Consider the following 26,602-nt stretch of genomic DNA (forward strand, 5'->3'; position numbering starts at 1 on the left):
CGTCGTTTCCTTACTTCGTTTCAATCCTGCCCAAATGCAGGTATTCCATCAAAGCCTTCTGCACATGCAGCCGGTTTTCGGCTTCGTCCCAGACCACGGACTGCGGGCCGTCGATCACTTCGGCGGTCACTTCCTCGCCGCGATGTGCCGGCAGGCAGTGCATGAAAACCGCCTGCGGACTGGCCACTGCCATCATCTCGGCATCGACACACCAGTCGGCAAAAGCCTTCATCCGCACCTCGTTCTCGGCCTCGAAACCCATCGAGGTCCACACGTCCGTGGTGACCAGATCGGCCCCGCGACAGGCCTCCATCGGATCGGCAAAAACCTGGTAATGCGCCGGATTGACACCCTTGATCAAGTCCGGGTTCAGTTCATAGCCGGGCGGGGTCGACACATTGACCTTGAAGTCGAGGACTTCGGCCGCCTGCAGCCAGGTGTTGCACATATTGTTGGCATCGCCGACCCAGGCCACCGTCTTGCCCTGGATGCAACCGCGATGCTCGATGAAGGTGAAGATGTCGGCCAGGATCTGGCACGGGTGATATTCGTTGGTCAGGCCGTTGATCACCGGCACGCGCGAATGCTTGGCAAAGCGCTCGATGATGTCCTGCTCATAGGTGCGGATCATCACCAGATCGCTCATCCGCGAAATCACCTGCGCCGCATCCTCGACCGGCTCGCCGCGCCCAAGCTGCGAGTCGCGGGTGTTCAAGTAGATCGCGGCGCCGCCCAACTGGTGCATGCCGGCCTCGAACGAGAGACGGGTGCGGGTGCTCGCCTTCTCGAAGATCATCACCAGGGTGCGATCCTCCAGCGGCCAATACTTGTTGAAGGACTTGAACTCCTTCTTGATCCAGGCGGCGCGCTCGAACACATAGGTGTGCTCTTCGCGCGTGAAATCACTGAATTGCAGAAAGTGCTTGATTGCCATGCTCTTTATCCTGCGAGAAATGCCTTGATCAGCGGTGCGACACGGTCGACCAGCTCGCGGGCATCATTTTCGGTAAAGGTCAGCGGCGGCAGGAAGCGCACCACCGTATCGGCCGTCACGTTGATCAGCAGGCCGGCAGCCAGCGCCTGGCCAACCAGTTCGCCGCACGGGCGTGCCAGTTCGATGCCGATCATCAACCCGTGACCGCGAATTTCGACCACGCCATCAACGCCGGCCAGTGCCTCGGCAAAGCCCTGGCGGATCAGCGCGCCGATCCTGGCAGCATTGTCGAGCAGGCCTTCTTCCTCAATCACCGCGATGGTGGTCAGGGCTGCGGTGGCGACCAGCGGATTGCCGCCGAAGGTTGAACCGTGATTGCCCGGCCCGAACAGACCGGCGGCCCGGCCGCCAGTCAGACAGGCACCGATCGGCACACCTGAACCCAGGCCCTTGGCCAGGGTCGCCACATCCGGCTGGACACCGGCGGTCTGGAAACCGAACCACTTGCCGGTCCGCCCCATGCCGCACTGGACTTCGTCGCACATCATCAGCCACTCGTGCCGGTCGCAAAGCTCGCGCACGCCGCGATAGAAGGCTTGATCAACCAGATGGATGCCGCCCTCGCCCTGAATGATTTCAAACATCACGGCGACAATGTTCTTGTTGTGTTCGGCCACCGCGCGAATCGCGTCGAGATCGCCGTACGGCACCCGGACAAAACCGCTGACCAGCGGCTCGAAACCGGCCTGCGCCTTGCGATTGGCTGTTGCCGACAAGGTCGCCATGGTCCGCCCGTGAAAGGCCTTGTCCATGACGATCACCGTCGGCAATTCGATACCCTTTTTATGGCCGTAAAAACGCGCCAGCTTGATCGCCGCCTCGTTGGCTTCGGCACCGGAATTGCCGAAAAAGACTTCCTGCATTCCGGACAGCGAACACAGCTTGTCGGCCAGTTGCTCCTGCTCGGCGATCCGGTAGAGGTTGGAAACATGCAGCATGCGGCCGGCCTGGGCAGAAATGGCGGCAACCAGCTTCGGATGGGCGTGGCCCAAGGTCGAAACGGCGATCCCCGACAAGGCGTCGAGGTATTCCTTGCCATCAACATCGAACAGGCGGCACCCACGACCGTGGCTGAAAGTCACTGGCAGGCGGGCATAGGTATTCATCACATGCGACATGAGGGAACCCCAGAAAACGAAAACGGCGGCCAGTGCCGCCGAAACCAGTGCAACTTGCGCAGGCGCAGACAAAAAACGGGCCTGCAGGAGCTGCAGAAACCTGAATACTAAGTGAAAAATGCAGCCTTGTATAGAACGGCTCCGTATGCGCATTGCCACTTTTGAACCGCCGCGCACAGCAATCAACGACGACAGCCACGCCACCCCTCGAGCCGGACGCAAACCAACTGTCACCTACCGATCACCGCCAGCTTCACCGCAACAACATCCGGCCAGGGGCAGTGCAACCGTCTGAGTTCGCCCAAGCCAACGGGCTTCTGCTAGAATGCTCCCCCGCAAGGTCGCATCGCCCGCAAACGCAGAGTAGAACAATGACAACTCCAGAAACGACCACCTTCATCATTGTCGGCCTGACCACCGAAGGCAAGAAATTTCGCCCCAGCGACTGGGCCGAACGCCTGTGCGGCGTGATGTCCGCCTTTGGCGCCGAGCGCAAGATGAAATACTCCCCTTACGTCGGCCCCGGCGACTACAACGGCGAAAAAGCCGTGTTTGTTGATGGACGCCTCGGCGAAATCGAGCCGATGGCCTACCGCTTCATGCTCAACTTCGCACAGGACAACGACCTGCAAATCGTCGACGGCGTCTGCTCGCTGGACGACCGCAAGTAATCCCCGGGGAAGCCAGCACTTCCCACCATCACCACCAAAAGCAGCCGCACCGGCATCGATCCGGCAAAAAAACAAGACAATAAAAAAGGCGCCCGCAGGCGCCATTTTTATTTGCTCGTCGCAGTCGCTCAGGCAGCAGCCAGCGCCTTGATCTGGGCAGACAGGCGGCTCTTGGTGCGAGAGGCCTTGTTCTTGTGGACGATCTTCTTGTCAGCGATGCGATCCAGAACAGCCACGGACTGCTGGAAAACGCTCTGGGCGGCAGCCTTGTCGCCGGCGTCGATTGCCTGACGGACACGTTTGATTGCAGTACGCAGGGTGGAACGCAGGCTGGCGTTGTGGGCGCGCTGCTTGTCAGCTTGACGTGCGCGCTTGCGGGCTTGTGCGCTGTTGGCCATGAATGTATCCAGTAAAAGTGAATAATCTAAACCGTAGATTCTAACAAAGAATCAACTCATCGTGCAAGACATCAGCCCTGCAACAACTCTTTCGGTAGCGGAAAAGAGACACCTTCTTCCTCTCCCTCAAGCTGCCCGACCGTCGCACCTGTCAGCGCCACGATACGGTCAACCACCTGCCGAACCAGAATTTCCGGCGCCGATGCGCCGGCGGTAATCCCGATCCTGACCTTGCCGGACACCCATCCAGCATCGATTTCATCTGCCGAATCGATCAGGTAGGCCGCGATGCCGCGTGCCGAAGCCACTTCTTTCAGGCGCCGCGAATTGGAGCTGTTCGGGCTACCAACCACCAATACCAGATCGCAACGCTCGGCCAGCGCCTTGACCGCATCCTGACGATTCTGCGTGGCGTAACAGATGTCATCCTTCTTGGGCCCTTCGATCGCCGGAAATTTTTCCCGGAGCGCATCGATCACCACCACCGCATCATCCACCGAGAGCGTCGTCTGAGTCACGAAAGACAGGCGTTGCGGCTCGGCAACCTGAAGTTTGGCCACATCTGCGACGGTATCGACCAGATACATGCCACCTTCGCTTTGCCCCATCGTGCCCTCGACCTCGGGATGCCCCTTGTGGCCGATCATCACGATCTCGCGCTCACTCTTGCGGTTGCGCGCCACTTCCAGATGCACCTTGGTCACCAGCGGACAGGTCGCGTCAAACACCTTGAGCCCACGTGTATCCGCCTCGGCACGGACGGCCTTCGAAACACCGTGGGCACTGAAAATCACCGTACTGCCGGCCGGCACCTCGGCGAGTTCCTCGACAAAGATCGCCCCCTTGGCCCGCAGGTCGTCGCAAACGAACTTGTTATGCACCACCTCGTGACGCACATAGATCGGCGCGCCGAATTTTTCCAGCGCCTTTTCGACGATGGCGATGGCGCGCTCGACACCGGCACAAAAACCGCGGGGGTTGGCAAGAATGACCTGCATTACATGATTCCGATGATTTCCACCTCGAAACGGACCGTTTTGCCCGCCAGGGGATGATTGAAGTCGAACAGCCCGTGCGTTGCACCGAGTTCGCGCAGGAAACCGGCAAAGGTCGAACCGTTCGGGGCGGTGAATTCGACGACCGAGTTTTCCTTGAGTTCCATCCCCGGCGGCAGTGCACTCAGTGCAATCCGCTCAACCAGGCGCGGGCTGTATTCGCCAAATCCCTGCGCCGGTTCCAGTTCAAAGACAAAACGCTCCTTGGCGGTCAGACCGACCAGCAGCGCCTCCAGATTTTCAGCCAACTGGCCGCTACCCATCTGCAGGGTGGCCGGGCTCATCTCAAAGGTCGACAGAAACTCCTCGCCATCGAGGGTGGACAGACGGTAATGCAGCGTCAGATAGCTGTCGGGGCGAACGGTAGCGCTCATGCTTGATCCTTGTTTGCCGGTTCCCCGGTCTTTGCCACGGTCGACGCGCCGAACTGGGCAAAAACCAGCAAGGCAGCACCGACGGTAATCGCCGAATCGGCGACGTTGAAAGCCGGCCAGTAATACCCGCCGGCATGCCATTGAATGAAATCGACGACCGCACCGAAACGAACCCGGTCGATGGCGTTCCCCAAGGCCCCGCCCATGACCAGCGCGAACGCCAGCGCCGCCCAACGCTCGCCGGGATGCCGCCGGATTTCCAGCGCCATCCAGCCGGAGACCGCAAGTGCCAACAGGGTGAAGAACCAGCGCTGCCAGCCCGGCTGGTCAGCCAGGAAACTGAAGGCCGCCCCCGGATTGAAGGTCAGCACCCAGTTCCAGAACGGCGCAACATAAATCACCTCGCCGAAGGCGATTTGCTGCAGAACCAGCCATTTACTCAACTGGTCGAGGACGATCACGCCCCCGGCCAGTCCGTACCAACCGGCCGCCGTCTTAGGCACAGACCCGCGCCTCGCCGTCGCCGTGCAGATTGCTGACGCAACGGCCGCACAGGCCGGGATGCGCCGGATCGGCACCGACGTCAGCGCGGACGTGCCAACAGCGTTCGCACTTGGCGTGTTCGAGCGGCGTCGCCGCCACAGCCTCGGCCGCATCTTCAACAACCACGGTCGACGAGCAGATGAAGACAAATTTCAGATCATCGCCCAGCGTTGCCAAGGCCGCATATTTCTCACCGCCGCAGCGAATTTCGACCGCCGCCTGCAAGGCAGAGCCGATCTTGCCCGCTTCGCGCTGCGCTTCCAGCGCCTTGGTCACATCGTTGCGCACCTCGCGGATCAGCGCCCACTTGGCCGCCAGCACCGCCTCATCAGCCACCTCCGGCAGGTCGTGCCACTGCTGGAACATCACCGAATCATCCGCCTTGCCTCCCAGCACCGCCCACACTTCTTCAGCGGTGAAGGCGGCAATCGGCGCCAACAGGCGGACGAAAGCCTGAGTGATGTGCCACAGCGCCGACTGCGCCGAACGACGGGCAACCGACTTGGGTGCGGTGGTGTACAAACGGTCCTTGAGGATGTCGAGGTAAAAACCGCCCAGATCTTCGGAGCAGAAAGTCTGCAAGCCCTGAACCACACGGTGAAACTCGTAGCGATCGTACTCGGCGCGGCAGTCGTCCTGCAGCTTGCGGGTCAAGGCCAGCGCATAGCGGTCGATCTCCAGCCATTGCTCGACTGGCAGCATATCGACCGCTGCATCGAAATCCGACACATTGGCCAGCAAGAAACGCAGGGTGTTGCGGATGCGGCGGTAGCCTTCGACCACCCGCTTGAGGATTTCATCGGAAATTGACAACTCGCCGGAGTAGTCGGTCGAGGCGGTCCACAGGCGCAGGATGTCGGCGCCCATCTTGTCCGACACCTGCTGCGGCGCAACCACGTTGCCCTTGGACTTGGACATCTTGTGGCCCTTGCCATCAACGACGAAGCCGTGCGTCAGCAGCGCCTTGTACGGGGCACGGCCGTCGATCGCGGCGCCGGTCAGCAGCGAGGAATGGAACCAGCCGCGATGCTGGTCCGAGCCTTCGAGGTAGAGGTCAGCCGGCCAGCCCAGTTCGCTGCCGTGGGAGCCGCGCATTACGCTCATGTGCGTGGTGCCGGAATCGAACCAGACATCGAGAATGTCGGTGGTCTTGACGTAATCCGCAGCATCGGCGCCCAGCAGTTCAGCGGCATCCAGCTGCGTCCAGGCCTCGATACCGCCCTGCTCGACGCGCTTGGCGACGGCTTCCATCAGCTCCAGCGTGTTCGGGTGCAGTTCGCCGGTCGCCTTGTGGGTGAAGAAAGGCAGCGGCACGCCCCAGTTGCGCTGGCGCGAGATGCACCAGTCCGGGCGGTTGGCGATCATTGCGTGCAGACGGTTCTTGCCCCAGGCCGGGTAGAAGGCGGTGTCCTCAACGCCCTGCAGCGCGGCTTCGCGCAGCGTGTGACCAGCCGGTTCAGTGGCGGCAACGCCCTGGCTGTCGACGTCCGGTGCATCCATGCGCACGAACCACTGGCTGGTGGCGCGGTAGATCAGCGGCGTCTTGTGGCGCCAGCAGTGCATGTAGCTGTGTTCGATGGTGGCGTGCTTGAGCAAGGCGCCGACTTCAGCGAGCTTTTCGACGATGACCGGGTTGGCCTTCCAGACGTTCATGCCGCCGAAGAAGGGCAGATCGGCGGCGTAGGTGCCATCGCCCTGCACTGGCGTCAGAATCTGCTCGTTGTGCATGCCGTACTGCTTGCACGACTGGAAATCCTCGATCCCGTAAGCTGGGGCCGAATGCACGATGCCGGTACCGGCATCCATGGTCACGTAGTCACCGAGGAAGACCGGCGACAGGCGATCGTAGAACGGATGACAGAAGGCAATGCGCTCAAGCGCAGCGCCCTGGCAGCTGGCCACGGTCGTCCCCGCCAGGCCGTAACGGGCCAGACAGGCTTCCTGCAGTTCGGCGGCAAGGATCAGGCAACCCTTTTCGGTCTGTACCAGGTTGTAGGTAATTTCCGGGTGAGCGTTGAGCGCCTGGTTGCCGGGGATGGTCCACGGCGTCGTGGTCCAGATCACGGCATAGGCTTCGCCGGCGGGCAATTCCTTGAGGCCGAAGGCAGCGGCGAGCTTGTCGCGTTCGGCAGCAGCAAAGGCCACATCGATGGCGGGCGATTTTTTGTCCTGGTATTCGACCTCGGCTTCAGCCAGCGCCGAACCGCAATCGAAGCACCAATTCACCGGCTTCAGGCCGCGATAGACAAAACCGCGCTTGACCATCTGACCCAGCGCACGGATTTCGTCCGCTTCGGTCTTGAAATTCATGGTCTTGTACGGATTGCCCCAGTCACCCAGCACGCCCAGGCGGATGAAATCCTTCTTCTGGCGCTCGATCTGCTCGCCGGCGTAGGCGCGGGCCAGCTTCTGCACTTCGGCGCGCGGGATATTCTTGCCGTGCGTCTTCTCGATCTGGATCTCGATCGGCATGCCATGACAATCCCAACCCGGGATATACGGTGCGTCGAAACCGGACAGGGTTTTCGAACGCACGATGATGTCCTTGAGAATCTTGTTCACCGCATGACCGATGTGGATATCCCCGTTAGCATACGGGGGGCCATCGTGCAGGATGAACTTCGGACGTCCGGCAGAAATTTCGCGAATCCGCTGATACAGCTTTTTTTCCTGCCATTGCGCCACCCATTGCGGCTCGCGCTTGGGCAGGTCACCGCGCATCGGGAATGGGGTGTCGGGAAGATTCAGGGAGTCCTTGTAATCAGCCATTTTTTTACGCCATCGAGAGTGGAGAGTTGTGAGTCAAGAGAAACGCTCTCTCACAGCCGGAAAAATTCCCTCGCCGCAGCGGCATCGGCCGCAATCTGCGCCTTGAGGGCATCGAAATTAGGAAAACGCTGCTCGTCGCGCAGCTTGTGGATGAAGCGGACAGCGATGTGGGCGCCGTAAATGTCGCGGTTGAAGTCAAACAAATGGACTTCAAGCAGGGGACGAATCCCGCCCACCGTCGGCCGTACGCCGAGATTGGCGACACCCGGCCAGGGCCGCTCGGCCAGGCCGTCAACCTCGACCGCAAAAACACCGGTCATGGGCAGCGGATTGTGCTTGATCCGCAGGTTGGCGGTAGCGAACCCGAGTTGCCGCCCGATCTTGTCGCCGTGCTTGACCTGTCCGTCGATCACGTAGGGCCGCCCAAGCAGACGCGCGGCATGCTCCATGTCGCCGGCCGCCAGCGCCTTGCGCACGCCCGAACTGGATACCCGCTCACCGTTCAGGGTCACGCTGCCCAGCGCTTCGGCAGTAAAGCCCAAGGCTGCGCCAGCCGCCTGCAACATCGCCAGATCGCCGCTACGACCGCGACCGAAACGAAAATCGTCGCCGACGATCACGTGGCGCACGCGCAGCGCGCCGACCAGCACCCGCTCGATGAATTCCTCTGCGCTCAAGGCGGCAAAGGCGGCATTGAACGGGCAGATCATCGCCTGAGCTACTCCGGCCGCAGCCAGCAGTTCAAGCTTTTCACGCAGCGTGGTGAGACGCGCCGGCGCCGATTGTGGTGCAAAAAACTCTCGCGGGTGCGGCTCAAAGCTGAGCACCGTGGGCGCCCCCCCGCAGGCTGCGGCAACCTCGCCCAGACGCTGCAGCAAAGCAGCATGACCAAGATGCACCCCATCGAAATTACCGATAGCGAGGGCAACAGGATCGGAGACGGGACGTGAATAGCCGCGAAAGACGCGCATGGACGGAGGCCGGAACAAAACGTCGCATTATAGCGGCCTGCACCGTGCATGGAAAAACCATTTCCTGAAAAAACAGGTAGCTAGAACACTTCCCACGGCCCCCCCGACGATTCGGCCACGAACGCAAGCACGAACAACCGGGGCAATCGCGACCGGCAAACGGCTAAAAAACCCCAAAAATGCGAAACCCAGGCCAGCAAATTCATACTTTCGTTATAATCAATAACATCTTCTGGACCTATGCCGCCCATTCGGCACCGTCTTCATGCACGACCTGATCAGCCACGTGGTCAACATCTCGGCCCGGCGCGACCGGACCGAAATCAATTCGGCAATGACCTCGGCCCTGCGCGAACTGTTCGCCCCCCAGCAGTCGACCATTTACCGTTGCTACGCCAACAGCAGCGACGACGTGCTGCTATTCGCCTGCGCCGGATTTACTCCTGGCGGCGAGTTCGTGCGCAATGCTTATTTGCCCGACCGGCGTTACTGCCGCCCCTTGCAGCGCGAACCGATGCTCCAGGCCAGCTACCTGCAGCAACAACCCTTGCTGGCATCGCTGCCGGACGGACGGCGACGGATCGTGCTGCCAATCCACAGCAGCCAGCTGCTGACCCCGGACTATCTGATCGACCTGATCCTCCCCTTCGACCTGAGCAGTGACGAGGAGAGCTCACTGCGTGGGCTGGCAGAATATTTCAGCAACCATATCGCACTGCTGGACTATGGCGAGACCGATACCCTGACCCGCCTGTCGAGTCGCAAGACCTTCGAGAAACATCTCTTCGAGATGCTCGGGCAATCCTTGCCGGACACCGCCGCGCCGCTTGAAGAGATGCCGCACCGGCGCCACGGCAGTTCAGCGGATTGCCATCATTGGCTGGCGGTGTGCGACATCGATCATTTCAAGAAGATCAACGACAGCCACGGCCACCTGATCGGCGATGAGGTGCTGATCATGCTGGCCGACACGATGCGGCAGAGCTTTCGCATTGAAGACCAGCTGTTCCGTTTCGGCGGCGAAGAATTCATTGCCTTGCTGCAACCAGCCACTGCCCCGGATGCGCTGGCAACCCTGGAGCGCTTCCGCCAGCGGGTTGCCGGCCAGATCTTCAGCCGGGTCGGCCATGTCACGCTAAGCATTGGCTTCAGCCAGCTGCTCAGCAATGACACGCCCAACGACGTCATCGACCGGGCCGACGAAGCGCTTTATTACGCCAAGCAGCATGGACGCAACCGGGTCGAATCCTACGAGCAACTGGTCGCCTGCGGCGCCCTGTCAGCCCGGCAAAGCATCAGCGGCGAAATCGAATTGTTTTAAGCAAAAAAAGGGCATTTTCCACGGTCGACCGTGAAAAATGCCCTTTTTCCGAATACCGGACTCAGCCCAGCACTGCCATCTTGGCCTTCGGCCCCGGCGGGTGCTTGATGAAGTACTGCCGGATGCCACGGATGATCGCCTCGGCCAGCTTGTCCTGATAGGCGTCGTCGGTCAGCCGCCGCTCCTCCTCGGGATTGGAGATGAAAGCGGTTTCAATCAGCGCGGACGGAATATCCGGAGCCTTGAGCACGGCAAATCCCGCCTGCTCGACGTGGCTCTTGTGCAGGGTGTTGATCGAACCCAATTCGCCGAGCAGGTACTTGCCCAGCTTGAGACTATCGTTGATGGTTGCCGTTTGCGACAGATCGAGCAGGGTCTTGGCCAGAAAAGCATCCTTGGTCGCGATATTGACGCCTCCGATCAGGTCGGCCTGGTTCTCGCGTTGCGCCATCATCCGCGCCAGCGTACTCGAAGCCCCCCCCTCGGACAGAACGAACACCGACGAACCACGCGCCTCCGGCTTGATCCAGGCATCGGCATGAATCGACAGGAAAAGGTCAGACTGGACCCGCCGCGCCTTTTGCACGCGCATTTGCAAGGGCACGAAGAAATCAGCATCGCGAGTCAGTACCGCACGCATGTTCGGTTCAGCATCGATCCGTGCCTTGAGGCGACGAGCCACCTCCAGCGTCACGTTCTTTTCCTGCGTCCCCCGAGCTCCGATCGCCCCGGGATCTTCGCCGCCATGGCCGGGATCCAGGGTAATGGTGACCAGACGATCCACGACCGGCTTCCCGGATTTGCGGCTGGTCTGGATTTCGGGTGCATCCACGGTCGACTCGGCCTTTTTGCCATTTTCCGTCGCAGTGCGCCCGAGATTGTCGAGCGACCCCGGCTCCAGAGCCTCCTTCCGCCCCTCCAGCAGGGCCATCAGAGGATCGACCGGGACTTGCGGGTAAACATCGAGAACCAGCCGGTGACCATATTCGCCGACCGGCTTGAGCTCAAACACCTGCGCACTGACCTTGGTCTTGAGATCCATCACCAGACGGACGACGCCCGGCTTGTAGCGACCGGCACGCAACTGGCGGATATAGGGATCGCTCTCCGAAACCTTGCCAGCCAGCGAACCAAGGACGCCGTTGAACTCGACGCCTTCAAGGTCAACCACCAGACGGTCGGGGTTCTCGACCGTGAAGTGGGTGAATTTCAGTGGCGAGTCGAGTTCCAGTGTCACCCGCGTGTAATCAGCGGCCGGCCAGATACGGACGGCAACAATCGCCGGCTGGCGGGTAACCGCACCGGCCAGCGGCGAGACGGAAAAAATCAGCGCGGCGCCGGCGCCACGCAACAGGCGGCGACGCCCCCGGCTGAGATCGTGGCGTTCAGACATGCTTGACCCCGTTCGGTATCGGCGACGGCTTCGAGTTCCCGCCCGCCATCGGCGGTGTGATGCAGGAATAGGCGCAGATCGGGGGCCGGCAAACACTCCGCCGCCCGCTCCGGCCACTCAACCAGACAGACAGAAGTCTCGTTGAAATGCTCGCCAAAACCCGCATCGAGAAACTCCTCAGGAGACTCGAAACGATAAAAATCAAAGTGATATAAGTATAAGCTCGAAATTACGTAAACTTCAACCAAAGCATAGGTCGGACTTTTCACCGGCCCGGCATGCCCCAGGGCACGAATCAGCGCCCGCGACAAAGTCGTTTTTCCGGCCCCCAGATCGCCCGCCAGGAAAATCTTGAGCCCCGGCACGACTCCCTGTGCCAGCGCTTCGCCCAGAGCCTGGGTTGCCGCCTCGTCAGGCAACCGCCAGCATTTCGTATTTTCCATTGCAATCTCCTGCCACTTTTTCCTTACTGCTAGCAACCACCATCATTCAAAGTGGGGCAATTCAGGCTAAGATTCGCGCCCTCAGCCTTCGTCGGCCCGCCTCCCCTGCCCAAGCCCTGCCATGCCCGCCGATACTCCCTCCCAATCCCCCGTCGAGGCCGCAGCGCTCAAGCTGGCAATTCGCACCGCAGCGCAACGACTCGGTTTTTCCGAAATCGGGTTTGCCCGCGCAGAACCTTCGGCGGACGCCGTACTCCGACTGCGCGCATGGTTGGCCGCCGGCCGCCACGGGGAGATGGATTATATGGCTCGCCATGCCGATCTGCGCGCCCGACCGGCCGATTTGCATCCCGGCACGCTGACCGTGATCAGCACCGCCACCGACTACCTGCCGCACCGCAAGCAAGCCGACGATCCGGCCCAGGCAGCCATCTCGCGCTATGCCCAGGGCCGCGATTACCACAAGCCAATCCGTGCCCGCCTGCAAAAGCTGGCCGACGCCATCGGTGAACTGATTGGCCCCTATGGTTACCGGGTCTTTTCCGACTCGGCGCCGGTGATGGAGGTGGAATTCGCACAACAAGCCGGCCTCGGCTGGCGCGGAAAACATACCCTGCTACTGTCACGCCAGGGCTCATGGCGTTTTCTTGGCGAAATCTACTGCGACCTGCCGCTGCCGCCCGACCCGCCAGTCGAGGCACATTGCGGCTCATGCACTGCCTGCATCGACGCCTGCCCAACGCAAGCCATCGTCGCCCCCTACCAGGTCGACGCCCGCCGCTGCATCTCCTACCTGACCATCGAACTTTCCGGCGCCATTCCGGAAGAACTACGCCCGCTGCTCGGCAACCGGATTTACGGCTGCGACGACTGCCAGACCTGCTGCCCGTGGAATCGCTTCGCGCAACTCGGCGACCCCGAGTTCGCCCCGCGCCATGGCCTGGACAGCGCCAGCCTGTGCGAGCTGTTCGCCTGGAGCGAAGCGGAATTCGAGCAGCGCCTGGCTGGCAACCCGATTCGCCGCATTGGCCACGAACGCTGGTTGCGCAACATCGCCGTCGGCCTCGGCAACGGCCCGACCAGCCCAGCCACGCTACAGGCCCTGTACAGCCGCCTGGAGCATCCGTCGGCACTGGTTCGTGAGCATGTCAGCTGGGCACTCGTCCAGCTCAAGACTTCCCGCTAACCGGGGAGCCTGCACTTACAACCACTCCAGCAGTTTGCGGAACAGTACCGCTGGCTCAATCGGCTTGGAGACAAAGTCGTTCATCCCGGCATCAAGACAGCGTCGCTGCTCTTCAATGAAGACGTTGGCAGACAAGGCCAGAATCGGGGTATTCCGGCACAGACCGGCCCGGCGGATCTCCCGCGTCGCCTCAAGCCCGTCCATGACCGGCATCTGCATGTCCATCAGGATCAGATCGAAAAGCCTGTTTTCGGTCTGCAGCAAGGCTTCTCGACCATTGCCGGCAACCGTGACCTGCAAACCGAGGTCTTGCAGGATGGTGGCACTGATTTCCTGATTGATCGGCTCATCCTCGACCAGCAGGATGCGCTTGCCGGCATGCTGCTGCCGCAGGCGCTCCTCTGGCCCTTCGACCTCACTCTCAGCCCCGGCCTCCTCGGCCGGAAAGCTTGCCAACCCCCGTTTAAGGCAGACGGTAAACCAGAAGCGGCTGCCTTTACCCAACTCGGTTTCAACGCCAGCCTCCCCTCCCATCAACAACGCCAACTGACGGGTGATCGCCAACCCCAGCCCGGTCCCACCGAAGACCCGGGTAGTCGAGGAATCGGCCTGCTCGAAAGCAGCAAACAGACGCGACACAACATCAGGGGCAATCCCCGGCCCGGTATCCTCGACCTCGAGGCGGACATGCACGCTGTCCACAGACTGCTCAAGCAAGCGGCAACGCAGACAAATTTCCCCGCGCTCAGTAAATTTCACCGCATTCGACGCGAAATTGAGCAAGCCCTGGGTAATTCGCGTTGCATCACCCTCCAGCCCATCCGGCAGTGGATCCACTTCAGCGCGTACCTGCAGTTGCTTGAGATCGGCAAGTTCCCCAATGATCGACCGGACGTTGGCAAAGATTTGCGGCAAACTCACCGGCTGGTAATCGATACTCAGCTTGCCGGCATCAATTTTCGAGAGATCGAGGATGTCATTGATGATGGTCAGCAAATGCCGTGCCGAATGCTCAATCTTGTCCAGGTAGGCAAGCTGCCGACTACTCGGCTGCTCCCGCCGCAGCAGGTGGAGCATGCCAATGATTCCATTCATCGGCGTCCTGATTTCGTGACTCATATTCGACAGGAAGGCTGCCTTGGCCCGGCCAGCCGCCAGCGCGCTTTCCCTGGCTTCTTCGAGTTCCCCGGTACGCTGCCGAACCATTCCCTCCAACTCGCCGTGATAGCTGGCCAATGCCTTTTCTGCCTCGATCTGCTCCGATATATCGTGAGCAACGGCAATCAGGCATTCCTTGCCATCAAGCCACAGCACCTCCACCGATAGCAAAATGGGAACCAGACCACCACCGCGACGGCAACACTGAGTCCGATAATTACTCAGGCGAGAGGCATTCCCAAGCGCCGCCAGCAACGCTTCGCGCGTTGCCGGATCCGGCCAGAAACCGACCTCGATCACGGTCCGCCCAAGAACCTCTCCACGAGTAAAGCCGAGCACCCGGGAAAATGCCTCGTTGACCTCGATAAAGCGCCCGGTCAGCCGTTCGGTAATCACGATCGGATCCGGCGAAGCACGAAAAATACTGCCCAGCTTGTCGCCAACTTGCAGCAATTCACGAGTACGACGGGCAATGGCATCGGCCATGCTGTCCAGCGCGCCTGCCAACTGCCCGAGTTCATCGTCACTGCGCCAGTGGCTACGAGCAGCGTAATCGCCATCCTCGATCCGTCGCGCCAGTTGCTCCAGAGTCAGGACTCTGGCAATCACCAGTCGGTTGATCACCAGCCACAGTATCCCTAGCAGCAACAAATAGCCCGCCAACCGGACCATCAACCGGGAACGCCAGGTTTCAAGCGCCCGCTGGGTCACTCCGACCACCGGCAAATGCATGCTCATGATCCCGCGCAACTCTCCCGGATGATAATCAAAAGCACTGTCATAAGCCGTGCTGACGGCCTCCGGGGCCTTATCTCGCTCACCATGGCATTGCAGGCAATAGCTTTCCACCCAGATTGGCGTTGCATAGAGGTAATAATCCCCTTGCGCCCGATTCTCGATCAGAGAGGTGTATTCGGTAGCTTGCGGGTTGTTCCGGAACCAGGCCATTGCTGTCAGCTCATCGGAGTCCGCTTGGTTTTGCGGATTGCGCGGGCGGTCGGAAACATTGTTGAAGCGCATCCCGGTTGCTGACCAGTTCGGAAATTCGCGCGCAATCCGCGACATTGCATGCGCCGGGAGAAACCCGAGGGTCTTGTCGGTCAGCGGCAATCCGCTCTCGATGAACTGGTGGTGGTAAACCCGCCGAACCGACATCAGCAAACTACGGACTTCGCGTGCATCGCGCAGCATTTCGCCCCTGACATCCTGCTCGATTACCCGATAGCCGGCCCATCCCTCGAACAACAGGACCAGCGCCAGCACTGCCAGGCAAGCCAAACCGATTTTGAATTTGAGATTCATCATCAGTCCCCTGGCATTCTGCGGGTCAAGTGTTGGACAGCAGACGGATCAGTTCCTGGTCATAGTCCAGCTCGACGGCATAAGCCCCCTCAAGCGAACTGGCCAGAACCGAATCGAAGATGCGGGCGTGTCCGCCCATCCAGGCCCGTGCAATGTGCTGCAAATGCAGGGCCGATTGCCGTGGATTGTCACGATCCAGATTGGCAGTCAATTCGCTCAGCAGGCGGGAAATTTCCCCATGCGCCTGCTGATGAGCAGAAATATGGCGACGACAAACCTCACTGTCGGGCAGGAACCGCATCAGCTTTTCCTCGTAGGAAAAATGCTCGACCATGAAGCCGAGCAAATCGGCAATCAGATCGGCCAGACGATTATTGCAGGCTGAAAATGAAGCCTCCGGGCAGTTCAGGCAATCCGGAGCCCCGGCCTGGCGATTGGCGCAGACCAAGTCCAGGTGCGCAATGATGCTATCCAGGCGCTCGTGCTGGCGGTCGATTTCTTGGTGTCCGGTCAGGGCGGTCATGGCACTTGATGCTCCCAGGCAGTCACTCTAAATGTAACCGATTTATTCGAAATACCGCTATGCAGAATGGACCAGTCCCGCCGTACTGGAAAAATGCGGTAACGTCGGCAGAAAAGCTGCTTCCGATCATAAAAAAATGCCGCCTGGCACTTTCAACCAGGCGGCATTGATCAGGGATGCCCCTTGAGATCAGGCGTCGAGCAGGATGCGCAGCATGCGGCGCAGCGGTTCGGCAGCCCCCCACAACAACTGGTCACCGCAGGTAAAGGCAGCCAAATATTCCGGCCCCATGGCCATCTTGTGCAGACGGCCGACCGGCACCGTCAGCGTGCCGGTGACGGCAGCCGGGGTCAGTTCGCGCTCAGAAATCTCGCGATCGTTCGGCACCACCTTGGCCCACTGGTTGGCCTTGGCGAGCATGTCGGAGATTTCGTCCAGCGGTACATCCTTCTTCAGCTTGATGGTCAGAGCCTGGCTGTGGCAGCGCATCGCGCCGATACGAACGCACAGACCATCGATCGGGATCGAACCGGCCGAACGGAAGGCCGGCTTGCCGAGGATCTTGTTGCATTCGGCGCCGCCCTTCCATTCTTCCTTGGACTGGCCGTTTTCGTACGGCACGTCGATCCACGGGATCAGCGAACCGGCGAGCGGCGTGTTGCGGAAATTCTTCTTCGGGAAAGCGTCGGAACGGATGGTTTCGGCGACCTTGCGATCGATGTCGAGAATGGCGGAAGCCGGGTCGGCCAGCAGGTCCTTGACGGAATCGTGGATGACGCCCATCTGGGAGATCAGTTCACGCATGTTCTGCGCGCCGGCGCCGGAGGCAGCCTGGTAGGTCATGGAGGTGGCCCACTCGACCAGATCGTTCTGGAACAGCCCGCCCAGGCCCATCAGCATCAGGGAAACGGTGCAGTTGCCGCCAATCCAGTTCTTGCCGCCCTTGGCCAGGGAGTCCTTGATCACGTTCATGTTGACCGGATCGAGGATGATCACGGCATCATCGGCCATGCGCAGCGACGAAGCAGCGTCGATCCAGTGACCGTTCCAGCCGGCAGCGCGCAGCTTGGGGAAGACTTCCTTGGTGTAGTCGCCACCCTGGCAGGTGATGATGATCTCGCAGGCCTTCAGGGCCTCGATGTTGGTCGCATCCTGCAGCGGCAGGGAGGCTTCCTTGCCACCGAATACCGGTGCCGTGCCGCCAGCGGCGGAGGTCGAAAAATAAACCGGATCGATATGGGCGAAATCACCCTCTTCCACCATGCGTTGCATCAGCACGGAGCCAACCATGCCACGCCAGCCAACCAGACCAACCTTCTTCATGACTTCTTCTCCAGATATAACTTGTATTTAACGCGCGAGCCGGGTTTTGGCTTACGCAGCCAGCGCGGCAAGCACGGCGTCGCCCATTTCGCGGGTGCCGACCTTGTTGGTACCGCGCTCGTAGATGTCGCCGGTGCGATAACCTTGAGCCAGCACCTTCTTGACGGCGTCTTCGATGCGCACAGCCTGCGCTTCAAGGTTGAAGGTGTAACGCAGCATCATCGCGGCGGACAGGATGGTGGCCAGCGGATTGGCCACGCCCTTGCCGGCGATGTCCGGCGCCGAACCGTGCGACGGCTCGTAGAGGCCCTTGTTGTTCTGATCCAGCGAAGCCGACGGCAGCATGCCGATCGAGCCGGTCAGCATCGAGGCTTCGTCGGACAGGATGTCGCCGAACATGTTGCCGGTCACCATCACGTCGAACTGCTTGGGCGCCTTGACCAACTGCATCGCGGCGTTATCGACCAGCATGTGGCTGAGTTCGACATCGGGGTAATCCTTGCTCACCTCGATCATCACATCGCGCCAGAGCTGGGTGCATTCAAGCACGTTCATCTTGTCGACCGAGCACAGCTTCTTGTTGCGCTTCTGCGCAGCCTGGAAAGAAACGTGGGCGATGCGACGGATTTCCGACTCGCTGTACACCATGGTGTTGAAACCAACGCGCTCGCCGTTTTCTTCACGCACGCCGCGCGGCTGGCCGAAATAGATGTCACCGGTCAGTTCGCGGACGATCAGGATATCAAGGCCGGCCACGACTTCGGGCTTCAGCGTCGAAGCGTTGGCCAGTTCCGGATAGAGGATGGCCGGACGCAGGTTGGCAAACAGGTTGAGATCCTTGCGGATGCCGAGCAGACCGCGCTCCGGACGCTGTTCGCGCGGCAGGCTGTCCCACTTCGGGCCACCGACGGCGCCGAGCAGGATGGCATCGGCTTCGCGCGCCAGCTTCTGCGTCGCTTCCGGATAGGGGTTACCGGTCGCGTCAACCGCACCGCCGCCAAGGAGGGCTTCCTCCATCTCGAACTTGAGGTCGAGCGCCTTGAGCACACGCACTGCTTCAGCAGTGATTTCAGGACCGATGCCGTCACCCGGCAAAACACAAATCTTCATATTTTCAGGATCCAGTGGGTAGGACTCAGGATCGAACCGGCCAGAAACGCCAACCATAGCGTTCCCGGCGACTGACGGCTCAAGCCCCTAATAACTAAAAAACCAATGACTTAACCTGCAAACAGCCAGGGCTGCTCAAGCCGGCGCTTATCCTCAAAGGCCTTGATCTTGTCGGCATGGCGCAGCGTCAGACCGATGTCGTCCCAGCCATTGAGCAGGCATTCCTTGCGGAACGGATCAATCTGGAAGGCCATCGCATGCCCGTCCGGACGAATCACTTGCTGCGCCTGCAGATCGACGACCAGCCGATAACCCGGGGTCGCGGCGATCTGCTGCACCAGCGTTTCGACCTCAGCCGCAGGCAACACGATCGGCAGGATGCCGTTCTTGAAGCAGTTATTGAAGAAAATATCGGCAAAGGACTCGGCAATGATTGCCTTGAAACCGAAGTCCAGAAGTGCCCAAGGGGCATGCTCGCGCGAGCTGCCACAACCAAAATTGGCACGGGTCACGAGGATCTCGGCGCCCTGATAACGAGCCTGATTGAGCACGAAATCTGGGTTCTTCGGGCGCTGCGAGCAATCCTGACCGGGCTCGCCGACATCCAGGTAACGCCATTCGTCGAAGGCGTTCGGGCCGAAACCCGAACGCTTGATCGACTTCAGAAACTGCTTGGGAATGATCGCATCGGTATCCACATTGTTGCGGTCGAGCGGCGCGACCAGTCCGTCGAGACGTTCAAACTTGTCCATGGGCTTCCTTACTTCGTTGCGCGCTGGATGGCCTCGCCACCCTTTTCAATATCCTTGCCGATTCCCTGAATCGTATTGCAGGCCGACAGCGAAAGCAGGCCTGCTACGGTCAACACGGCAAAAAGCAATTTTTTCATGTCCGTCTCCGCGTCAGGAAAGCTCGCGCACATCAGCGAAGCGCCCGGCAATAGCCGCTGCTGCGGCCATTGCGGGACTCACCAGATGAGTCCGCCCGCCCGGGCCCTGACGACCCTCGAAGTTGCGATTCGAGGTCGAAGCACAACGCTCGCCCGGCTCCAACCGGTCGGCATTCATCGCCAGACACATCGAACAACCCGGCTCGCGCCATTCAAAACCGGCAGCAAGGAAAATCTGATCCAGCCCCTCGGTCTCGGCCTGACGCTTGACCAAGCCGGAGCCCGGTACGGCCAGCGCCAGCTTGACGTTGGCCGCAACCTTCTTGCCCTTGACCACAGCTGCCGCCTCGCGCAAGTCCTCGATCCGGGAATTGGTGCACGAACCGATAAACACCTTGTCGATGGCAATCTCGGTCATCGGCGTATTGGCCTGCAAACCCATGTATTGCAACGCACGCTCCATGCCTTCGCGCTTGACCGGATCGGCCTCCTGCGCCGGATCTGGCACCCGGCCATCAACCGCCACCACCATCTCCGGCGAAGTCCCCCAGGTCACCTGCGGACGGATATCATCGGCGTTCAGGGTGACCACCTTGTCGAAATCGGCAGCTGCGTCGGAATGCAAGGTCCGCCAGTAGGCGACAGCCTTGTCCCAAGCTTCGCCAGTCGGCGAGAACGGACGACCGCGCAGATAGTCGATCGTTTTGTCGTCAACGGCAACAAAACCCATGCGGGCGCCGGCTTCGATTGCCATATTGCACAGGGTCATCCGCCCTTCCATCGACAGGCTGCGGATCGCGCTGCCGGCGAACTCGATGGCGTAGCCGGTGCCACCAGCAGTACCGATCTTGCCGATCACTGCCAGGGCAACATCCTTGCCGGTCACGCCTTTGCCAAGCTCACCGTTGACCAGCATCAGCATGGTCTTGGACTTCTTCTGCACCAGGCACTGGGTCGCCATCACGTGCTCGACTTCAGAAGTCCCGATTCCGTGTGCCATGCAGGCAAAGGCACCATGTGTCGAGGTGTGCGAATCACCGCAAACCACGGTCATACCCGGCAAGGTCGCCCCGTTTTCCGGACCGACCACGTGCAGGATGCCCATGCGCGGATCCTTGAACGGGAAATAAGCCAAGGCGCCGGTTTCCCGCACGTTGGCGTCAAGGGTCTCAACCTGCAGGCGCGAAACCGGATCCTTAATCCCTTCGTCCCAGTGATCGGTCGGGGTATTGTGGTCCGGTGTCGACACGATGGACGACGGGCGCCAGGGCTTGCGACCGGCCAGCTTGAGGCCTTCGAAAGCTTGCGGGCTGGTCACTTCATGCACCAGGTGACGGTCAATATAGATCAGGGCCGTGCCATCCGCCTCCTGATGGACAACGTGGCTTTCCCAGAGCTTGTCGTAAAGTGTTTTCGCCATGAAAATCAAAACAAGGGGCTGTAAAGCGTTCGATTATTGCACAGGATCGGCGCTTTTTTGCCTTTTTGCCGCGTCGACCGTAGCAACCGCCGGGACTCCACGAGCAATCAACAGGTAGCCGACCAGAGCTGCTAGCGCCGCCAGGGAAAAAGTCCAGCCCGCCCCCCAGGCCGTCCAGGTATAGCCGCTGATCAGAGCCCCCAACAAGCCCCCGGCGCCGAAAGACAAACTGGAATAGAGCGCCTGACCACGCGCCTGTGCTGCACCGGGAAACCAGAGGTTGATCGCGGTAATCGCAACGGCATGATAAGCCCCGAAAGTCAGGCCGTGCAGCAATTGCACCAGAACCGCCAGCAGCAATGAATCCATGCCCCAGCCCATCAAAACAAAGCGCAGTACGGCAGCCGCAAAAGCGAACAGCAGGATCGCCCGCAACGAATAGCGCCGCCCGAGCCGGGCCATGGCCATGAACACCCCGATTTCGGCAAGCACCCCGAGTGACCACAGAACGCCGGTGGCACTGCGACCATAACCATGATCGGCCAGATGAATCGAGAAAAAAACGTAGAACGGACCATGCGCAACCGACATTGCAAAACACGCCGCCAGCAGCGCCCGCACCTGCGGGCGGCGCAGAATATCGCTGATACCGACCGTCTCCCGCCCAGCGTGAGCAACACTTGCCTCAGGCAAGCCCAGCGCACAAGCCAGGATACCAAGCAGAATCGCCGCGCAAACCCACAACACCCCGCTAGCCGGCAGGTGATCAAGCAGGGCACCGGTCACCAGGACCGCCACGATGAAACCGACCGAGCCCCACAGCCGGACCCGGCTGTAACGCCCCCGCTCTTCCCGCAAATGATCAAAGGTCAGTGCTTCGACCAGCGGCAGCGCCGCACTCCAGAAAAAGGCCAGCACAGCCATCGCGAGCAACATCGGCTCAAGACGCTGCCACCAGAAGAAACTCAGAAAGCCCAGACCACTCGCCAACGCTGCCAACCGAATGATCAGCAACCTACGGCCATAGCGATCTGCCAGCCAACCCCAGACATAGGGGCCGAGCAGGCGCATCAATTGCATCTGGGACATCAGCAAACCAATATCCCAAGCAGAAAATGCTAGCGACTGGAGGTAGAGCCCGAAAAAAGGAGAAAAGGCGCCAAGGAATGCAAAGTAGAAAAAGTAATAGCCGGACAGGCGCCAGTAGGGGAAAGCGTGCATCCGGCCATTCTACCGGACGCACGCAGTACCGGAACTCAGGTGCCGAGCGCGGCTTGCTGGCCGGCGCGGTAGGCCAGCAGCAGGTGATACAACTCATCCTTCAACTTCAGGCGCTGCTTCTTCATGTCTTCCAGCGTAAAGTCGGAGACCGGCATATCGTGCTCTTCCAAATCCTCGACCTTGCCGGTCAAGCGCTGGTAAGAGGCATGCAGGCGGGCGAAATGGGCATTACCCGCCTTCAGCGCAGCGATGGCATCAACCATCTCCGGAAACTCCTGGTGCAGCTCGTGATGCTCAACTTGCATGGTGTGTTCTCCCTGGAACGACTGAACAAAGCTTGAATTCACTCACTGCAGTAAAGTTTAACGGATTTCGCCAGGAATCACCGGGGTGCCAGAACGCACATCGGCGCACTGAGCACGATGACGCAGCGCGTGATCAATCAGGACCAGTGCCAGCATCGCCTCGGCGATCGGCGTAGCCCGAATGCCGACACAGGGATCATGGCGGCCATGGGTTGCCACTTCAATCGCCTGCCCTTGACGATCGACCGAACGACGCGGCTGGGCAATCGAGGACGTCGGCTTGATTGCCATATTGACCACGACCTCCTGCCCAGTCGAAATTCCCCCAAGGATGCCACCCGCGTGGTTGCTGGCAAAGCCCTGAGGGGTCATTTCATCGCCATGTTCGCTCCCACGCTGGGCAACCGAGGCGAAGCCGGCCCCGATCTCAACGCCCTTGACCGCGTTGATGCTCATCATTGCGTAGGCAATCTCGGCATCGAGCCGGTCAAAGACCGGCTCGCCCCAACCAGGCGGCACGCCGCGCGCGGTTACCGTAATTTTTGCCCCAACCGAATCGAGCGACTTGCGCAACTCGTCCATGTAAGTTTCCAGCTGCGGCACGATCTCGGCATTCGGTGCAAAGAAGGCATTGCCATCAATTTCTTGGTCAGCCACAAAAGGAATTTCGATCGGTCCAAGCGCACTCATCCAGCCACGAATCTCGATCCCGAAGCGCTCGCGCAACCATTTCCGGGCAATCGCCCCGGCAGCAACGCGGACGGCGGTTTCTCGGGCGGAAGAGCGGCCACCGCCACGATAATCGCGGAAACCGTATTTCTGGGTGTAGGTGTAATCGGCATGGCCAGGCCGGAAAGTCTCGGCAATATTGCCGTAGTCCTTGCTACGCTGATCTTGATTGCGAATCAGCAAGGCAATCGGTGTGCCGGTGGTTTTGCCTTCGAAGACCCCGGAAAGGATTTCAACCGTATCCGGTTCACGCCGCTGCGTCACATGGCGGGACGTCCCTGGCTTGCGCCGATCCAGTTCCAGCTGAATATCGGCTGCGCTCAGCGCAAGTCCGGGCGGACAGCCGTCAACCACGCAGCCGATGCCCGGCCCGTGCGACTCGCCAAAGGAAGTGACGGTAAAGAGGGTGCCAAAGGTATTGCCGGACATGATTGCAAAGCCTGAAAAAACAAAGGGGCGATTTTATCACGCCCCTTGCCCACCGCTTCTGCCCGACCCCTCCAGGTTCAGGCAGCCGGGGCCTCACCTTCGCCAGGCCAGTTCTTGATATAGCTTTTGAGCATACGGTTCTCGAAGCTTTGCTCTTCGAGAACCGCCTTGGCGACGTCGAGGAAGGAAATCACTCCCTGCAAGGTATTTCCATCCATCACCGGCAGATAACGGGAGTGCTTCTCGATCATCAGGCGGCGCAACTCGTTGGCCTCCATCGCGGGATAAGCCGTCACCGGGTCGGCAACCATGACCTCGCCCACCTTGATTTCCTCAGGAGCCCGGTCATGCCGATGCAAGGCCTGAAGGACCTCGCGAAAAGTCAGCATCCCCGCCATCTTGCCATCCTGCATCACCACCAGTGAACCGACATCAAGCTCGGCCATCACATCGATCGCCGAAGCCAGCGTATGCTCGGGCGTGGTGGTGTACAGCGTGCCCCCCTTCAGGCGAACAATTTCGCGAACCTGCATCGGACTCTCCAGCAAAAATGGATTGCAATGGCGTTGCATATTAGAGCATTGAACCGGAATGCGAAAGACAGGACGATTGCAACCAATTTCCGGCTCCGCTAGTCTTACGTCCAAACAATTCCCTGGAGCCTGACCATGAACTACGACACCCCCTCGATCAACAGCCAAGGCATCGCCCTGTCGCCAGGCCAAAATCGTGTGTTGCGCAACACCTACCTGCTGCTCGCACTATCCATGCTGCCAACAATAGGCGGCGCCCTGCTCGGCATCCAGCTGAAGTTTTCGTTCTTCGCCGGTAGCCCGTTCATCGCTTTCCTGGCTTTCCTGGGGATTGCAATGGGCTTCATGTACGGCATCGAGCGCACCAAGAACAGCGGCCTTGGCGTAGCCTTGCTGCTCGCCTTCACGTTTTTCATGGGGCTGATGCTCTCGCGCCTGCTCCAGGTTGCGCTCGGTTTCAGCAACGGCGGCAGCATGATCGCCCTCGCCGCCGGCGGAACTGGCGCAATATTCTTCACGATGGCCGGAATCGCCAGCGTCAGCAAGCGCGACTTCACCAATATGGGGAAATTCCTGTTTGTCGGCATGATCGTGGTGCTGCTGGCCGCCGTCGCCAATATCTTCTTTCAGATTCCGGCCCTGTCGCTAGCCATTTCCGCAGCCGTAGTAATGATCTTTTCAGCCTATATCCTGTATGACATCAGCCGCATTGTGCAGGGTGGCGAGGATAATTACATCAGTGCAACGCTGGCAGTCTATCTCGACATCTACAACGTCTTTGCCAGCTTGCTGCAACTGATCATGGCCTTCAGCGGCGAGCGCGACTAAGCCTCCCCTCCCCGCCCATCCCTGGAAAAAAGGCGACCAAGGGTCGCCTTTTTTCCAGGGCGGCACAAGCCAGAGCGTCAGTCGTGCTCAAATAGCGCCACCGATTCAACATGCGCAGTATGCGGAAACATATTCACAATTCCGGCGGCCTTCAGGCGATACCCCTTGACCGCTGTAAGCACCCCCGCATCCCGTGCCAGCGTCGCCGCGTTACATGAAACATACACTAGACGGCGCGGGGCATCTTCGGACAGCGCCTTGACCAGCTCGACAGCACCTTCGCGCGGCGGATCGATCAGCATTTTGTCAAAATGCCCCAACGCCTTGAGCGACTCCGGCGTACATTCAAACAGGTTGGCCACCCCGAACTCGACCTGTGCCGCCAAACCGTTGGCCTGCGCCGTCGCCCGCCCCCGCTCGACCAGCCGGGGACTACCCTCGATACCGAGCACCGAGGCGCCACGGCGGGCAATCGGCAAGGTGAAGTTTCCTAAGCCGCAAAACATGTCGGCAATCCGCTCGCCCGGCCTCGGGTCGAGCAAGGCCAACGCTTTCGCCACCAGAATGCGGTTGACCGTATGATTGACCTGGGTGAAGTCGGTGGGCTTGAATTCGAACTCAAGGCCGAACTCCGGCAAGGTGTAGGACAGGCGCGGCTCAGGCGGATAAAACCGGTAAATGCTATCCGGCCCCTTAGGCTGCAAATAAAAAACCACGTCATGCCGGTCGGCAAATTCGCGCAGCAAACGCTCGTCATTGCCTGTCAAGGACTGCAGAATCCGCAATGAAAGCGCAGTGCAGTGCTCTCCCACGGCTATCTCAAGTTGCGGCAAGCGATCGGCCATACTGAGTGCCGAAAACAACGCACGCAACGGCTCAAGCAGCGCTGAAACATGCGGAGGCAGGACCAGACAGGAACGCAAGTCGGCAATATAGCTACTGCGCCGCTCGTGAAACCCGATCAGCACCCCCCCCTTGCTGGGCACCAGGCGCACCCCCAGCCGAGCCCGATGCCGGTAGCCCCACGGCGCACCATAAACAGGCGCCAGCATCGTCTCCGGGCGAACGCGTCCGACATGCCACAAAGTATCTTCGAGCACCCGCTGCTTGACCGCCACCTGGGTGGCCGGGTCGACATGCTGCATTGCGCAACCACCGCAAATATTGAAATGCGGACACGGAGGTACAACCCGGGCATTCGACGGCTGCAGAACGGAAACCAGTTGCGCCAGCTCGTATTTCGGCTTGCGGCGAAAACTGGCATATTCCACCATCTCCCCCGGCAAAGCACCATCGACGAAGATGGTTTTACCATCCTGACGGGCAATTCCTCTTGCCTCATGATCCAGCGACTCGATGACACCGACAGGCACGGTCGACTCCCAAAAAGGCGAAATTTTATCAAGCCTCTTCACCGCGCAAACGGAAAGCACGAGAAAAGTCTCCGATCAAGCGACAATGAATACGTTTACGGATAGCCGTTTCTCATACTGCAATGCAACAAGAAAATTCCCTCATTGCAAAAAATTGCTATAATCGCACGTTGATCAGGTCGCTCCTGGTCTCCCAACGTTTCAACATTTTACGTTTCTTATC

Annotated in this window: 26 protein-coding genes; 4 read left to right on the forward strand and 22 right to left on the reverse strand. The window is 60.1% G+C overall.

Annotated elements, in window-relative coordinates; genetic code table 11:
• Positions 1–10: 10 nt before the first annotated feature.
• Positions 11–934, reverse strand: coding sequence for an ornithine carbamoyltransferase (gene argF, locus VX159_RS11090; RefSeq protein WP_371322951.1), 924 nt, complete (start codon positions 932–934; stop codon positions 11–13).
• A gap of 5 nt (positions 935–939) precedes the next feature.
• Positions 940–2,112 carry an aspartate aminotransferase family protein gene (locus VX159_RS11095; RefSeq protein ID WP_371322952.1) on the reverse strand — a complete coding sequence of 391 codons (1,173 nt, stop codon included), beginning with the start codon at positions 2,110–2,112 and terminating at the stop codon, positions 940–942.
• A 371-nt stretch (positions 2,113–2,483) separates the two neighbouring features.
• Between VX159_RS11095 and VX159_RS11100 the strand changes: the two genes are divergently transcribed.
• Positions 2,484–2,783 carry a DUF3579 domain-containing protein gene (locus VX159_RS11100; protein ID WP_371322953.1) on the forward strand — a complete coding sequence of 100 codons (300 nt, stop codon included), beginning with the start codon at positions 2,484–2,486 and terminating at the stop codon, positions 2,781–2,783.
• A 128-nt stretch (positions 2,784–2,911) separates the two neighbouring features.
• Here the strand turns inward: VX159_RS11100 and rpsT are convergent, their stop codons facing one another.
• From rpsT to VX159_RS11130, 6 genes are all read right to left on the reverse strand, one after another.
• Positions 2,912–3,181, reverse strand: a complete 270-nt coding sequence (gene rpsT / locus VX159_RS11105; RefSeq protein ID WP_371322954.1) for a 30S ribosomal protein S20 — start codon at positions 3,179–3,181, stop codon at positions 2,912–2,914.
• Between the two features lie 71 nt (positions 3,182–3,252).
• Positions 3,253–4,179, reverse strand: a complete 927-nt coding sequence (gene ispH, locus VX159_RS11110) for a 4-hydroxy-3-methylbut-2-enyl diphosphate reductase (RefSeq protein ID WP_371322955.1) — start codon at positions 4,177–4,179, stop codon at positions 3,253–3,255.
• The gene (locus VX159_RS11115) at positions 4,179–4,610 is read right to left on the reverse strand and encodes a peptidylprolyl isomerase (protein WP_371322956.1); all 432 of its coding nucleotides are present in this window, start codon (positions 4,608–4,610) and stop codon (positions 4,179–4,181) included. The genes ispH and VX159_RS11115 overlap by 1 nt, the downstream gene beginning before the upstream one ends.
• Positions 4,607–5,113 (reverse strand): signal peptidase II, encoded by a 507-nt coding sequence (gene lspA / locus VX159_RS11120; RefSeq protein ID WP_371322957.1) that lies wholly within the window; start codon positions 5,111–5,113, stop codon positions 4,607–4,609. Before lspA ends, VX159_RS11115 begins: the two co-directional genes overlap by 4 nt.
• The gene (ileS, locus tag VX159_RS11125; protein ID WP_371322958.1) at positions 5,106–7,922 is read right to left on the reverse strand and encodes an isoleucine--tRNA ligase; all 2,817 of its coding nucleotides are present in this window, start codon (positions 7,920–7,922) and stop codon (positions 5,106–5,108) included. The genes lspA and ileS overlap by 8 nt, the downstream gene beginning before the upstream one ends.
• Positions 7,923–7,972: 50 nt before the next feature.
• Positions 7,973–8,893: a bifunctional riboflavin kinase/FAD synthetase gene (locus VX159_RS11130; protein WP_371322959.1), complete on the reverse strand. Its 921-nt coding sequence runs from the start codon at positions 8,891–8,893 to the stop codon at positions 7,973–7,975.
• Between the two features lie 265 nt (positions 8,894–9,158).
• Between VX159_RS11130 and VX159_RS11135 the strand changes: the two genes are divergently transcribed.
• On the forward strand, positions 9,159–10,214 hold the full coding sequence (locus tag VX159_RS11135; protein WP_371322960.1) for a GGDEF domain-containing protein: 1,056 nt from the start codon (positions 9,159–9,161) through the stop codon (positions 10,212–10,214).
• Between the two features lie 61 nt (positions 10,215–10,275).
• Here VX159_RS11135 and VX159_RS11140 read toward each other — a convergent pair whose 3' ends face one another.
• Positions 10,276–11,607 (reverse strand): N-acetylmuramoyl-L-alanine amidase, encoded by a 1,332-nt coding sequence (locus tag VX159_RS11140; protein ID WP_371322961.1) that lies wholly within the window; start codon positions 11,605–11,607, stop codon positions 10,276–10,278.
• Complete coding sequence (tsaE, locus tag VX159_RS11145; RefSeq protein WP_371322962.1) at positions 11,541–12,050, reverse strand: tRNA (adenosine(37)-N6)-threonylcarbamoyltransferase complex ATPase subunit type 1 TsaE; 510 nt, start codon at positions 12,048–12,050, stop codon at positions 11,541–11,543. The genes VX159_RS11140 and tsaE overlap by 67 nt, the downstream gene beginning before the upstream one ends.
• A gap of 121 nt (positions 12,051–12,171) precedes the next feature.
• On the opposite strand from tsaE, the gene queG reads away from it, so the two are divergent.
• Positions 12,172–13,236 (forward strand): tRNA epoxyqueuosine(34) reductase QueG, encoded by a 1,065-nt coding sequence (gene queG, locus VX159_RS11150; RefSeq protein WP_371322963.1) that lies wholly within the window; start codon positions 12,172–12,174, stop codon positions 13,234–13,236.
• A gap of 15 nt (positions 13,237–13,251) precedes the next feature.
• On the opposite strand, the gene VX159_RS11155 is transcribed toward queG, so the two are convergent.
• The 11 genes from VX159_RS11155 to VX159_RS11205 all read right to left on the reverse strand — a co-directional run bounded on the left by VX159_RS11155 (position 13,252) and on the right by VX159_RS11205 (position 24,178).
• Complete coding sequence (locus VX159_RS11155) at positions 13,252–15,696, reverse strand: DUF3365 domain-containing protein (protein WP_371322964.1); 2,445 nt, start codon at positions 15,694–15,696, stop codon at positions 13,252–13,254.
• Between the two features lie 25 nt (positions 15,697–15,721).
• A complete protein-coding gene (locus tag VX159_RS11160) occupies positions 15,722–16,219 on the reverse strand; it encodes a bacteriohemerythrin (protein WP_371322965.1) in 498 nt (165 codons plus the stop codon).
• Between the two features lie 189 nt (positions 16,220–16,408).
• Entirely contained in the window at positions 16,409–17,542 is a 1,134-nt protein-coding gene (asd, locus tag VX159_RS11165) for an aspartate-semialdehyde dehydrogenase (RefSeq protein ID WP_371322966.1), read from the reverse strand.
• A gap of 51 nt (positions 17,543–17,593) precedes the next feature.
• A complete protein-coding gene (leuB, locus tag VX159_RS11170; RefSeq protein ID WP_371322967.1) occupies positions 17,594–18,652 on the reverse strand; it encodes a 3-isopropylmalate dehydrogenase in 1,059 nt (352 codons plus the stop codon).
• A 110-nt stretch (positions 18,653–18,762) separates the two neighbouring features.
• Complete coding sequence (gene leuD / locus VX159_RS11175) at positions 18,763–19,404, reverse strand: 3-isopropylmalate dehydratase small subunit (protein ID WP_371322968.1); 642 nt, start codon at positions 19,402–19,404, stop codon at positions 18,763–18,765.
• 8 nt (positions 19,405–19,412) lie between these two features.
• Positions 19,413–19,541, reverse strand: a complete 129-nt coding sequence (locus tag VX159_RS11180; protein ID WP_371322969.1) for an entericidin A/B family lipoprotein — start codon at positions 19,539–19,541, stop codon at positions 19,413–19,415.
• Positions 19,542–19,554: 13 nt separating this feature from the next.
• The gene (gene leuC, locus VX159_RS11185) at positions 19,555–20,961 is read right to left on the reverse strand and encodes a 3-isopropylmalate dehydratase large subunit (RefSeq protein WP_371322970.1); all 1,407 of its coding nucleotides are present in this window, start codon (positions 20,959–20,961) and stop codon (positions 19,555–19,557) included.
• Between the two features lie 33 nt (positions 20,962–20,994).
• Complete coding sequence (locus VX159_RS11190; protein WP_371322971.1) at positions 20,995–22,182, reverse strand: MFS transporter; 1,188 nt, start codon at positions 22,180–22,182, stop codon at positions 20,995–20,997.
• Between the two features lie 35 nt (positions 22,183–22,217).
• On the reverse strand, positions 22,218–22,487 hold the full coding sequence (locus VX159_RS11195) for a YdcH family protein (RefSeq protein ID WP_371322972.1): 270 nt from the start codon (positions 22,485–22,487) through the stop codon (positions 22,218–22,220).
• A 57-nt stretch (positions 22,488–22,544) separates the two neighbouring features.
• Complete coding sequence (gene aroC, locus VX159_RS11200; protein ID WP_371322973.1) at positions 22,545–23,645, reverse strand: chorismate synthase; 1,101 nt, start codon at positions 23,643–23,645, stop codon at positions 22,545–22,547.
• A gap of 77 nt (positions 23,646–23,722) precedes the next feature.
• Positions 23,723–24,178, reverse strand: coding sequence for a CBS domain-containing protein (locus tag VX159_RS11205; RefSeq protein ID WP_371322974.1), 456 nt, complete (start codon positions 24,176–24,178; stop codon positions 23,723–23,725).
• Between the two features lie 135 nt (positions 24,179–24,313).
• On the opposite strand from VX159_RS11205, the gene VX159_RS11210 reads away from it, so the two are divergent.
• Entirely contained in the window at positions 24,314–25,006 is a 693-nt protein-coding gene (locus tag VX159_RS11210) for a Bax inhibitor-1/YccA family protein (RefSeq protein ID WP_371322975.1), read from the forward strand.
• A gap of 77 nt (positions 25,007–25,083) precedes the next feature.
• Here the strand turns inward: VX159_RS11210 and rlmD are convergent, their stop codons facing one another.
• Complete coding sequence (gene rlmD / locus VX159_RS11215; RefSeq protein WP_371322976.1) at positions 25,084–26,379, reverse strand: 23S rRNA (uracil(1939)-C(5))-methyltransferase RlmD; 1,296 nt, start codon at positions 26,377–26,379, stop codon at positions 25,084–25,086.
• Positions 26,380–26,602 lie beyond the last annotated feature (223 nt).

The organism is Dechloromonas sp. ZY10, from assembly GCF_041378895.1.
GTDB classification, from domain to species: domain Bacteria; phylum Pseudomonadota; class Gammaproteobacteria; order Burkholderiales; family Rhodocyclaceae; genus Azonexus; species Azonexus aquae.